At 66.9% G+C, this 11,491-nt stretch carries 14 protein-coding genes; 9 read left to right on the forward strand and 5 right to left on the reverse strand.

From position 1 onward, the window contains the following. Nucleotides 1-144 precede the first annotated feature (144 nt). Nucleotides 145-645 carry a hypothetical protein gene (locus tag Mth01_RS25410; protein ID WP_204018471.1) on the forward strand — a complete coding sequence of 167 codons (501 nt, stop codon included), beginning with the start codon at nt 145-147 and terminating at the stop codon, nt 643-645. A gap of 63 nt (nt 646-708) precedes the next feature. Beyond that, the gene (gene hisC / locus Mth01_RS25415; protein ID WP_204018472.1) at nt 709-1,767 is read left to right on the forward strand and encodes a histidinol-phosphate transaminase; all 1,059 of its coding nucleotides are present in this window, start codon (nt 709-711) and stop codon (nt 1,765-1,767) included. Nucleotides 1,768-1,968: 201 nt separating this feature from the next. On the opposite strand, the gene Mth01_RS25420 is transcribed toward hisC, so the two are convergent. Further along, complete coding sequence (locus tag Mth01_RS25420; protein ID WP_204018473.1) at nt 1,969-2,523, reverse strand: flavoprotein; 555 nt, start codon at nt 2,521-2,523, stop codon at nt 1,969-1,971. Nucleotides 2,524-2,634: 111 nt separating this feature from the next. On the opposite strand from Mth01_RS25420, the gene Mth01_RS25425 reads away from it, so the two are divergent. The 6 genes from Mth01_RS25425 (at nt 2,635) to Mth01_RS25450 (ending at nt 7,603) form a co-directional block, all read left to right on the forward strand. Further along, nucleotides 2,635-3,885 carry a helix-turn-helix domain-containing protein gene (locus tag Mth01_RS25425; RefSeq protein WP_204018474.1) on the forward strand — a complete coding sequence of 417 codons (1,251 nt, stop codon included), beginning with the start codon at nt 2,635-2,637 and terminating at the stop codon, nt 3,883-3,885. Nucleotides 3,886-3,942: 57 nt separating this feature from the next. Next, nucleotides 3,943-4,236: a hypothetical protein gene (locus Mth01_RS25430; protein ID WP_204018475.1), complete on the forward strand. Its 294-nt coding sequence runs from the start codon at nt 3,943-3,945 to the stop codon at nt 4,234-4,236. A gap of 378 nt (nt 4,237-4,614) precedes the next feature. After that, a complete protein-coding gene (locus Mth01_RS25435) occupies nt 4,615-5,364 on the forward strand; it encodes a hypothetical protein (RefSeq protein WP_204018476.1) in 750 nt (249 codons plus the stop codon). A 72-nt stretch (nt 5,365-5,436) separates the two neighbouring features. Next, nucleotides 5,437-6,354: a phosphotransferase family protein gene (locus Mth01_RS25440; RefSeq protein WP_204018477.1), complete on the forward strand. Its 918-nt coding sequence runs from the start codon at nt 5,437-5,439 to the stop codon at nt 6,352-6,354. Between the two features lie 137 nt (nt 6,355-6,491). Next, entirely contained in the window at nt 6,492-7,010 is a 519-nt protein-coding gene (locus Mth01_RS25445; RefSeq protein ID WP_204018478.1) for a class I SAM-dependent methyltransferase, read from the forward strand. A gap of 26 nt (nt 7,011-7,036) precedes the next feature. Beyond that, the gene (locus Mth01_RS25450) at nt 7,037-7,603 is read left to right on the forward strand and encodes an HAD domain-containing protein (protein WP_204018479.1); all 567 of its coding nucleotides are present in this window, start codon (nt 7,037-7,039) and stop codon (nt 7,601-7,603) included. A 99-nt stretch (nt 7,604-7,702) separates the two neighbouring features. On the opposite strand, the gene Mth01_RS25455 is transcribed toward Mth01_RS25450, so the two are convergent. Next, the gene (locus Mth01_RS25455; RefSeq protein ID WP_204018480.1) at nt 7,703-8,311 is read right to left on the reverse strand and encodes an NACHT N-terminal helical domain 7-containing protein; all 609 of its coding nucleotides are present in this window, start codon (nt 8,309-8,311) and stop codon (nt 7,703-7,705) included. 120 nt (nt 8,312-8,431) lie between these two features. Next, complete coding sequence (locus Mth01_RS25460) at nt 8,432-8,899, reverse strand: MarR family winged helix-turn-helix transcriptional regulator (protein WP_204018481.1); 468 nt, start codon at nt 8,897-8,899, stop codon at nt 8,432-8,434. Nucleotides 8,900-8,986: 87 nt separating this feature from the next. Here Mth01_RS25460 and Mth01_RS25465 point away from each other — a divergent pair, with 87 nt between their 5' ends. Further along, nucleotides 8,987-9,859, forward strand: coding sequence for a pirin family protein (locus tag Mth01_RS25465; protein ID WP_204018482.1), 873 nt, complete (start codon nt 8,987-8,989; stop codon nt 9,857-9,859). A 34-nt stretch (nt 9,860-9,893) separates the two neighbouring features. Here Mth01_RS25465 and Mth01_RS25470 read toward each other — a convergent pair whose 3' ends face one another. After that, a complete protein-coding gene (locus Mth01_RS25470) occupies nt 9,894-10,829 on the reverse strand; it encodes an EamA family transporter (RefSeq protein ID WP_204018483.1) in 936 nt (311 codons plus the stop codon). A gap of 30 nt (nt 10,830-10,859) precedes the next feature. Further along, the coding region (locus Mth01_RS25475; RefSeq protein ID WP_239089995.1) for a GTP cyclohydrolase IIa at nt 10,860-11,491 on the reverse strand (632 nt) is incomplete at its 5' end.

Genomic DNA, 11,491 nt, shown 5'->3' on the forward strand with positions numbered 1-11,491 from the left:
CTCATCCAGGCTTACGCCGCGATCCTAACCAGCCCGGTCCCGGCACGACAGGCGATCGTCGGCCCGTCCGTTCAGCACTCCTCAAGGGAGTTGAAAGCGTCTGAATACAGACTGCTGCCACCAGCAGATCGAAAGGACCCCGTCATGATGATCACACGCTCCCTGGCAGGCATCGCCTTCGCGGCCGGCATTCTCGTCCTCGCCCCGATCACCGCCTCATCCGCCAACGCTTCGACCGCCGGCGCCTCGACCGCCAGTGCCTCCTCCAGTAAGTGGGGCCCCTACTACGCCAGGGGCACGAAGGCCAAGGCGCTGGGCACGCTGACCGCCGCGGCGAAGGACGACCCCAGCCTGCCCAACCCCCTGGTCAAGGTCACCGGCAGTGTCGTCAGCCTGAGCCGTACGCCGTCGACCTGCGGATGGGCCGTCTTCCGCTTCACCACATACGATTCCGCCAACCAGCCGAAACTGGCGTACCGCAACTACCGCACCTGCTCCTACGGCGTGAAGAAGAAGATCTCGTTCTCCCTCAAGAACGTCATCGACGTCGAGCTCAAGGTCTGCTCCGAGAAGAAGGCGGCCAAGCCGTCGCTCAACTGCGAGTACTCCGGCACCTGGAAGTCGCTGTACGTCTACTACAAGTGAGGCAGAGTGACTTGCCCGAATATCGGTAGCCTGTTCTTCGAGAGCATCTTCTAAGGTAACGGTATGCCGCGATTCCGCTCGATCCTCGAGACCATGGCCCCATACAAGCCGGGCAAGTCGGTGGTCTCTCCCGATGGCCGCTCGTACAAGCTGTCCTCCAACGAGAGCCCGCACGAGCCCCTGCCCTCGGTGATCGAGGCGATCGCCAGGGCGGCGACCGAGATCAACCGCTATCCCGATCCCGGCGCGGTGCGGCTCACCGAGGCGCTCGCCGAGCGGTTCGACGTGCCGGCCGAGCACATCGCACTGGGCGCGGGGTCCGTGGCGGTCGCGCAGCAGGTCCTGGAGGCGGTCGGCGAGCCGGGCGCCGAGGTGGTCTACGCGTGGCGATCCTTCGAGGCTTACCCGCTGCTCGTCGACCTTTCCGGCGCGACGTCCGTCCAGGTGCCGCTGAAGGACGAGACACACGACCTCGACGCGATGGCCGAGGCGATCACGCCGCTGACCCGCCTGGTCTTCGTCTGCAACCCCAACAACCCGACCGGCACGGTCAACCGGACCGCCGAGTTGCGCCGCTTCCTCGACCGGGTGCCGGAGAACGTGCTCGTGGTGCTCGACGAGGCCTACCGGGAGTACATCAGGGACGAGGACGTGCCCGACGGCCTGGACTTCTACCGTGAGCGCGGCAACGTCGCCGTCCTGCGCACCTTCTCCAAGGCGTACGGCCTGGCCGGGCTGCGGGTGGGCTACCTGATCGGGCACGAGCCGGTGGCGGAGGCCGTACGCAAGACGCTGCTGCCGTTCGCGGTCAACCACATCGCGCAGGCCGCCGCCATCGCGTCGCTGGCCGCCGAGGACGAGCTCTACGGGCGGGTGGAGACTGTCGTCAAGGAGCGGGCCCGGGTCCTTGAGACGTTGGCGGCCCAGGGCTGGACGGTGCCGCCCACCGAAGCCAACTTCGTCTGGCTCCGGCTCGGCGACCGCACCATGGAGTTCGCCGAGCGCTGCGCCGCCCTGGGCGTGGCCGTACGGCCCTTCGCCGGGGAGGGCGCCCGCATCTCCATCGGCGACACCGAGTCCAACGACACCTTCCTCACCGCCGCCGCGTCCTTCCTGACCTGACGCCGTCGAGCGAAGAAACACCCGCCCGAAGTTGATACACCTTGGGCTCAGCTAATTGAACTTATCAACTTCCTATCCGCAGGAAGCTGTTTTCCCACGTCAGAGGCTGGCTATACCAGGGAAACCTCTGCCCGGCCGCTCGTCGCGCAGAGCGACGGGCGCGAGGAGTACGTCAGGGACGACCGACATGGGGGGCCCTGATCAAGCCTCGGTTAGGCGGATCCGGAGGGCGTGCAGTTCCTTGTGGAGTTCCTCCCAGGGGAACGAGACCGCACCCGGGGCGCCGGAATTCGGGGCAGGAAGCCGGTCAGGGTCGAGAATGACCGACACGCCCCATTCCCTGAGCAGGGCAACGCTGTGGGTGAAGGCGGGGTGCAGGGCGAGCGCGTGGTTGGGCCAGGGCACGGAGACGATCGGCAGGCCGAGGCCGAGGGCTTCGTTGAGCAGGCCGAGCACCAACGTGTCGCTGATGCCTTGAGCCCACTTGTTGGTTGTGTTGAAGGTCGCGGGCACGACGGCGATTGCGTCGGGAGCGGGCAGGATGTCGGGGTCCTCGGGCCGCTTGTAGTCGTTGCGCACGGGATAGCCGGTAAGTTCGCTGAGCCGGTCGGTGTCGATGAACTTCGTGCCCGACGGCGTGGCGACCGCACAGACCGTCCAGTTGTCCGCCTGCAGGCGCTCGATGAGGGCGGGCAGTTCGGCCGCAGGCCGCCCTCCGCATGCGACCACATACAGAATCGGCTTCTCCTGCGTCATACGGGCTGTTCTCCATCCGCTATCAAGCACTTACGGTTACTATCCGCTGACCGATAGACAACCTTAGTGTGGTCTGAGGCGAACACTATGTCCCCAGCGTGAGGTCACGCCATGTCGACTGAGCACCTGGAAAGCGGTTCAACGGACCGGCGTATCGGACAACGCGTACGGGCGCTGCGGTTGCGTAAGGGCCTTGGGCTTCGCGCCTGCGCGGAGTTGTGCGGGCGCACGGAGGAGTGGCTTCGCCAGGTCGAGCGCGGCGAGCAGCGCCTGGACAAGCTTTCCACCTTGGTCAGGCTCGCGAACGTGCTGGGTGTTCGCGACCTCGCCGTGATAGTAGGTGATCGACTTCAGGGGCTGGCCTGCACTGTTACCGACGGTGGCAGGATCCGGCATGAGGCCGTTCCGGCCATTCGCCAGGTGCTGTCGACGCCTATCCTCTATGCGCAGTCGAGGCCGAACGCGCTGGCAGAGATCGAGAAGGTACGGCGGCGCCTGGCCTTGGCGTGGTCGGCCTGGCACGGATCCGTCCGGCCGTACACTGCGTTGGGAGCGGTGGCCTCAGGGCTGCTGCGGGACGTGCTGACCCTGCACCGGGCGGTTGAGCCCAGTATGTGCCCGACCACGTGGGGGCTCGTTGCGGAGACCTTTCAGCTCACCCAGCGCTTCCTCTACTGCGTCGGCGAAACCGAACTGGCGGCTCGTGCGGCCGATCGTGCGATGACGGCGGCTGAGGAAACCGATGACCCGCACTTGATCGCGATCTCCGCGTGGACGTCCACAATGGCGGCGCTCGGTCGAGACCAAGCCGATGAAGCCTGCGAGGTGGCCACCACTGCCGCCCGCTATCTGGAACGGAAGCTGAAAACCTCCGAGGCCGCGCTGTCGGCATGGGGCTCACTCCAGCTGTTCACGGCCATCGCCTATGCCAAGAAACGTCGCGCCGCCGATGCTTGGCGGCATTGGGACATGGCTCATACCGCCGCGTCCGCACTTGGACCCGCCCATCACAACCCCTTGACGATGTTCGGCCAGGCGAACGTGGGCATCTACGCCGTGGCCATCGAAGTGGAGACAGGACGCTCCAGGGCGGCCATCGACCGGGCCAGAACCATCGAGGTCTCCACGATTCCCTCGTCCAACCGTCGGGCTCAGCATCTGCTGGACCTGGCTCGGGGGCAGATGCGGCAGCGGGATTTCGAGTCGGCGCTGAGATCACTCCGCCTGTCCGAGACGCAGTCAGCGGAGACCATCGTGTTCAGCCCGTTCGCGAGGCAGACAATTGAGGAGATGATCTCATCGCGACGGCGTCCTCCCGCCTCGTTGCTGGATCTCGCCGCACGAGTTCGCGTCATCGCCTGAGTACACCCCCAACCGCTGGTTGGGTTCGCGCACCGGACGCGGCCTTACGGTCGCGTCATGAAGACAGACCTCACCGATCCGCGGGCCGTTTACAACGCGCTCCAAAGCCTTGCGTCGGAGTTGGAGACGCGGCGCTTCGCCGTACGACTGCGGACTACTAAGGGGCGTGCCCCCCACCTCATCGTGATCAACCCTGAGGCCCCCGTGCTCACGGAGAACGTCTTGGTCGCTCCGGACTCGGAGGGCGCATGGAGCTACTGGTTCCCATGGCCCGAGCGGATCGCCCTGGTCACGGATGTCGGTTATGCCGCTGATCGCATTGAGAACGTGCTCGCCGAAGTCGGCCGTTAGCCGCGCGATTCGTGAAGACGTCCGGGAGTAAAAGTCATGTCCCGAAACAGCATGTTGCCGAAGCCGTTCCACGGGCCTCACGTGGCGCCGTTGCGCGCGGTTCACGAGAAGGTCGTGTGGAGGAAGCCGACGGCGCGGTGCGCTCGCGTCCGCGTGCGCTCTCACACATGTGAGTGCAGGTCCGTCATCTACGAGTTGTGCTCGGCCGGCGGCCTGATGTTCATCCGACGCACCGCTCGGATGTCCAAGGGCATGGACGTTCGCGAGACGGAATGGCTCCTGACAGCCAAAGCCGCCGTGCCTTGGCAGCGCCTGCTCGTCGGGCAGGCCCGATAGCTCCCCTCCATCATCATTCCCAACCCGAAGGAGAGTGAGTCGATGACCGTGAGCAACCAGCTCACTACGTTCACCGTCGAACTGCCGGTGGCGTTCGACCCGCGCTGGAACCGCATCCCCGGGATCACCGTGGACGGGACGACCGTCACCGTCGACCCGGAGAAGTACTTCTTCCGGTTCGAGAACTCCACCTGGCTGCTGTGTGACTGGCAGCGGATCGCCGACGAACTCCTCGGCATCGAGGAGACCGCCCAGACCGCGGTGGAGCAGCTCGCCCTGGAGTTCGTGAAGACCCACGGCTTCTCCACCCCCAACGCAGGACAGGTGCTCGCCACGGCCTGGGAGGTCTACCGCTACCTGTTCCGCGATGAGCACCTGCCCAGCCTCGACCTGCCTAAGGTGACGGCCGACCACCTCCGGATGCTCCGTGAGGCTGCGACCTTCATGGCTCTCAACAAGGTCGAGCTGGATGGGCACATCTCCAACGTCGGTCCGTGCTGGTTCTTCCCCGCCGCCACATCCGTCGTCTTCGACCTGGATGAGGAGGAGGGCGGCATGCTCGACGAGGTCTACCACGGCACCTGGTTCAACGAGTATCGCCGCATCGAGTCGATCAAGGCGCACGCTGCACTCGGCGGCCGGTTGGTCCACGGCTGCCAGTCCGTGCCCAACCAGTCCGGCGGAGCCTGTGTGCCGTACGGGGCCTCGATGCAGACCTTCCGTACGGAGCTGACTCGATTCCGCGAGGAATGGATCTCCCAGGTCTACGCCTGCCGTACCACCGCCAACTGACCCATCCCGTACGGCCCACACTCCTGCTGCGGGCCGTACGGTCCCCTTTCTGCTGAGTATGAGGAGCACTCATTGGACGAACTGACCGTTTCCCGACTGTGCGTAGAGCTGTGGGTGAAGGCTGGGTTCGCCGGTGACCCGAAGCGGGAGCCGATCCGCGCCTGGTCGCTGTCGGCCGTGGAGCGGCTACGCTTCCCCGACGGGGCCACCGCCGTTTTCAAGTTCGCCGCCGAGCCGTTCACCGGTGAGGACCGCGCGCTCAAGCTCGCCGCGATGCATGGCGTGCCCGTCCCTGAGTTGCACGGCTCGGCGGTCAGCGGTGCGATCCTCGGCATGGTCATGGAGGACCTGGGCGAACCTGCCCGAGAGGCCACCGACCAGGACGGGGCCGCGGCTGCGGCCGTGCTGCACCGCATCCGCCCGTCCGAGATGTTGCCGATCACCCTCGACACCGAAAGCCTGCCGAGGCTCCCGTCGCGGGCGCTGGCCCACTTCGACTACCTGCGGCAGGTTGGCCGCTGGGAGTCGGCATCCGATGTCGGCGAGATGCTGACCGCCCTGCACGGCGTGGCATCGGTACGAGCCGAGGGAGCGGAGCGGCCACCGTTCGGGCTGTGCCATTCCGAGTTCCACCCGACCTCCCTGCACATCGGGCGGACCGGATGGCGCCTGCTGGACTTCGCCCGCGCGTTCAACGGCCCGGGACTGCTCGACCTGGCCTCCTGGCCCGGTACCCAGCAGCCCGCGAACCCCTCTCGGGTACGCGAACTTATCGAGGCCTACGTCACCACGGGAGGCCATCCAGATGCGTTGACTTCGCGCGGCGGTTTGCCCGCCGAGGTATGGGCGTTGGGCTGGCACCGGGTCTGGATCGTGGAGTGGTTCATGGACCAGGCCGTGCACTGGATCAACGATCCCACCACCGACCCGGCCTATATCACAGCGGTACGGCGTCACCTGCGCGAGGCCGTGCGCCTGCTCACAGCATGAACATCCTGGCGTGGCAGGAACACGCCCGCCAGCGTCGGGCAAGCGAACCGCCAGGTCCGGCCAAGACGCCGGACCGGATGTACTGGACCCCACATCCTGATCACGCCGGTCCGGGTGCTGAGATTCTCGGGAATCCTGTGTCAGGTCTCGTCATCGAGCTTGGCTGCGGTCCTGGGCATCACCTGGCCCATCTCGTCGAAGCCCATGGCATCACCGGGGTGGGCGTGGACATCGTGACCGGTCAGATCGAACGGGCCAGGACCCTGTATGGGTACCTGCCCGGCATCACGTTCGTCACCTCGGATGCGACCGAGTTCCTGCGTGAGCACCGAGAGGCGTACGCGGTCTGCTATTCGGTCTTCGGCGCGGTCGGACTCACGCCACCCGACCTCCTGCTTTCCGCGATCTCCGCAGCGTTACGGCCCAGTGGCCTGCTCGCGTTCAGCGTGCCTCACCCGAGCCGTCGCCACCGGGACAACACCCTGCTACTGCCCTCCGGTGACAAGGTACCCATCCAGCGCTGGGAGCCCGCCATACCAGATTGGATGACGCTGCTGGCGGCCTCTGATCTCGAAGTCGATGAAGTGCGCCACCTGACCGGTCCCGATCTCGCCGACGGACCGACCACCCTGCTCATTGTCGCCCACAAGCCTTGATCACTGCATGCGAGGAAGGTGCTGTGATGCCCACCATCTACCTGCTCATCGACATCGACGGTGTCCTCATCCCGTTTCCCCAGGCTGACGGCAGCAGCCCGGCGACTCACGAGCGGCACATGGTCGTGCCCACAGACTATGACCCGGCCACCCCGGTCCCGATCTGGCTGAACCCCGCCCACGGCCTCATGCTCAGGGAACTGATCGATGAGCTGCCGCTGACCCCCGTCTGGTGCACCAGTTGGCGCGGCGACGCGAGCACGCTCATCGGCCCCAAACTCGGACTGCCGCCGTTCCCCCACGTCGAACTGGGCCGCCCCGCTATCACGTCCAGCCATCCCAACGGCTATCTGTGGAAACGCGATCCCGTCGCGGCATGGCTCGGCACCGCTCCCGCCGCCTGGATCGACGACGACTTCACCCCTGCCGATCATGCCTGGGCCGTGCATCGGACAATGGCCGGGGCGTCAACCCTTCTCGTTCAGCCCGCTCCCAGGGTCGGACTTCAACCAGATCACCTGGAAATGATCAGAACGTGGGCCGAGACCCTTGCTGATCGACCCCTGTCGGATCCCTCCTCCCAGCCCGCGTAAATGATCGCTTGATATCTTGCCGGACTTGCCCACCTTCTTCGAGATCGAGGGGCCCGATGAGGCGTCGGTCCGCGAAGTTGCCGCGCTTCTGGGACTCGATTACGCCAAGGCAGGGAAACCGTAGCGTGGCAGTCCATCTGCTTCGGGGAGTTCCTGCCGTAAGGCGCTTTCGCCGTGAGTCCATTTGGTGGCGTTCAATCGGTCGCGAACGGCCAAACCGGCGACGAACGAGGCAAGCTCTACCGCGAGATCGCGGTAGTACTGCCTGATCGACTCCAGAGTCTCGGCATAGGAATGATGTGCCCGGAAGCCGGCTGGTTCGATGGTCATCAGCTTCGCGAGGAACGATCCCTGGCGTGCGCCGCCCCCGGCCAACGCCACCTGCTCGTCCTTTGTGAGCCGGAGCTCCTTCGGGTCGAACGGCAACCGCATCTCGTCGAGAGCCTGGAAGAACGCGGCGACGATGATGGCGGCGTGGGCCGCCTCAAGCCGTGCCGTACGGTCGTAGCGGTTCAGGCCGGTGACGCGGTCGCGAAGCTTGCCCGCCACGTTGGTGCCGAGCCGTACGGCCTCGTCCTTGACGTCGAACAGGGAGAGGACGCCACCGAGCGGCGTGGCATCGAGCAGCGCGCCGCTGAGGACCTTCGCCACCTTGCTCTCTTGGCCGAGAAGGCGAACCGCGTCAGAGTAGGTGATCCCTTTGCGCATGGGTCACTCCAGGGGGCCGACAGCCTTTGTGACCTTGGTAGCAGGCCCGGCCGCCATTGGCAGCCAGACGATGTGATCGTTATAGGGAGCCCGGGAATGTGTCGGCAGACCGTGGCGTGGCTATGTGATGGCGGGCGGCTGGGCTGCTTGCAGGTTGTCGAGGATCTTGGCGGCGATGTCGGCGAACCGTTCGAGTTCTTCGGGTGTGAGGCGGTCGATGAACAGGCGCCGGACCTCTTCGGCGTGGCCGGGCACGGCTTTCCTGAGCGCGGCGAGGCCCTCTGCGGTGAGCACGGCGTCTATGCCGCGAGAGCCGCACCGTTCCCGGACGACCAGGCCTCGCCGCTCCATCCGGGTGAGCTGGTGGTGCATGCGGCTTTTCTCCCAGCCGGCGACCCGACCGAGCTCGTAGGCGCGCATCCGTCTGTCGGGCGCTTCGGCCAGTAGGGCGAGCACGGTGTAGTCGGCGTTGGACAGGCCGCTGCTGGCCTGCAGCTGTTGCTCGATGCGTGTTCGCAGCAGCTCCACCATCCGGAAGGACGTCCGCCATGCGTGGAGCTCGCGTTCGGTCAATCCAAGCTGCGCCATGAGGCCACTCTATCAACGAGTTGACATATCTACTCAGTCGCATAATCTTGAGTAGACACATCAACTCGATGGATGGGATGCGTAACCATGGACACCGCGCAGCGCACCATCGCCCGGGTCGAGACGAAGACACACCTCGGGCCGGACGCACAGGTGGATGACAAGTACGTGATCATCGAACCGACGCGGCCAGAGCTCACCGATCCGTTCCTGGTGCTGAGCGAGGACTGGTTCTCCTCGCCGGGTTTCGAGTGGCACCCGCACCGCGGCCTGGAGACCGTGACCATGGTCGTCGACGGCGTCCTCGAGCACGGCGACAACGCCGGCAACGCCGGCGCGCTGACCACCGGGGACGTGCAGTGGATGACCGCGGGACGCGGCATCATCCACCGCGAGCTCGCCTTCCGCGACGAGCGGGCGCACACGCTTCAGCTCTGGGTCAATCTGCCCGGGAAGCGGAAGCTGACCGGAACCCGATACCAGGACCTGCTCGCCGCACGACGGCCGGTCATCGAGCGGGACGGCGCCCGGATCGACCTGATCGCGGGCGAGGTGGACGGCGTCACCGGGCCGGCGGTCAACGAGTGGCCCATCTCCGGCGCGATCATCACAGTGGAGCCCGGCCGGCGCCTCGAGCATCTTCTGCCGGGCCGGGACCGTGCTTTCCTGTACGTCATGGACGGCCGGTTCACGATCGCCGGACGCGCCGTAAGGGCAGGTCAGATCGCCTGGTCCGACCCGGTTCCCGACGCGCCCGTCTCGTCGATCGCGCTGGAGGCAGGTGACGGGGACGGACGGAGCACGGTCATGGTCTACAGCGGGCAGCCGATCAGGGAGCCCGTCGCCATCGGCGGCCCGTTCGTGATGAACACCCGGGTTGAGATCACCAAGGCCTTCCAGGACTTCCACGCCGGCGAGTTCGGCGACATCCCCCGCCAGGCCCGCCTCAAGTACCGCTGAAAGAGGCGGTACCGGCATCGTTGTGAATATCTGGTCAGGTGGGGTCCGGCTGGGGCTCGGGAGTGGTCGTGGCCGCGGGCCTGCGGCGTTCCGTGGAGACGACGAGCGCGACGCCCGCGACGATCAGCGCGCCGGCGACCAGCATGATGACGGTGACCGGTTCGGACAGGATGAGCCACCCGAGGATCACCGCCACCACCGGGTTCACGTACGCGTAGGTGGAGGCCAGCGAGATCGGCGCGTGCCCGAGCAGCCAGATGTAGGACGTGAACCCGATGAGAGAGCCCGCCAGCACCAGGTAGGCCAGGGCCGCCCACGACCGCCAGCTCACCTCGGCGAGGTGCAGCCGCTCGCCCTGGGCCGCGCCGAGCGCCAGCAGCGTGACACCGCCCACCGCCATCTCGATGGTGCTGGCCACGAAGGGGTTGGCGGGCATCGCGATCCGCTGGGACAGGAACGAGCCGACCGACCACGACAGCGACGCCAGCACGACCACGGCGATCCCCACACCGCTGCCCGCGGGGCCGCCGCCCCCGACCGAGCCGAGCGAGAGGAAGGCGACGCCGGCGAAGCCCACCAGCACTCCGGCCAGGGTCAGCACGTGCGGCCGGTCGCGGAAGACCGTCCTGAGCACGATCAGCCACAGCGGGGTGGCGGCGATGAGCAGCGCGGCCAGGCCGCTGGAGATGTGCTGCTCGGCCACGGCGACCATGCCGTTGCCCCCGGTCAGGAGGAGGACGCCGACCAGCGCGGCGCCTCCGAACTGCTTCCACGTCATCCGGTACGGCACCGCCCTGATGAGCAGGACCGTGCCGAGGATCAGCGCGGCCGCGACGAAGCGGAGCCCGCCACTCGTGAGCGGGGGCATGGTCTCGATGGCGATCCTGATGCCGAGGTACGTCGAGCCCCACACCACGTACACGGCGGCGAGCGCCAGCCACACCCGTATGTCACGACCGTCTTGTCCCATGGGTCATGACAATAGACCTCGGGGAGACGCTCAGCGGTTCAGCTTCTCCACGATGAGCCGGTAGAGCTGACGCGGGCGGCCGGGCTGGGGCGTGCGGTTCGGCGGAAGCGGCCACGCTAGCCCCTCGTCAACCAGCGTGCGCAGCAACCGCCGGGCCGTACGCGGCGTGACGCTGAGCATTTGCCCGGCACTCTCGGCGTCCACGACGGTGTCGCCGTCCTCCAGCTTGGCGGCCAGGCGCGTGAGCACCTCGACCCCCTTCGGCTTGAACGGCGCGGCCGGGTGCGGAGGCGTGCGCGGCGGCGGCACCAGTGCCCGGCCCTCGCGGTCGACGGCGAAACCCTGCGTCTGCTTGCCGCCCTGGGTACGGGTGAGCGCGCCCCGGGCGTGGGTCTCCGCCTCATGGGCGGTCCGGCCCATGCCGATGCCCACCTCGACGGCCAACCCCAGCTCGTCGCGGATCCTCGCGGCGAACGGCAGCACGCGGAAGCCGTCGGTGGCCGCCGCGATCGAGCCCTTGGTGCCCACCACCAGATAGCCGTGGTCGTCGATGGGCCACACGCTGGCGTTGATCCGGTTGGCCTCCTGGACGAGCAGGCGGTGCAGCGACAGCCGCAGCTCGTCCCGCCAGTATCGCGGTGAGGTCCTCCGTACCGGCTCCC

This window comes from Sphaerimonospora thailandensis, assembly GCF_016863115.1.
Taxonomy (GTDB): domain Bacteria; phylum Actinomycetota; class Actinomycetes; order Streptosporangiales; family Streptosporangiaceae; genus Sphaerimonospora; species Sphaerimonospora cavernae.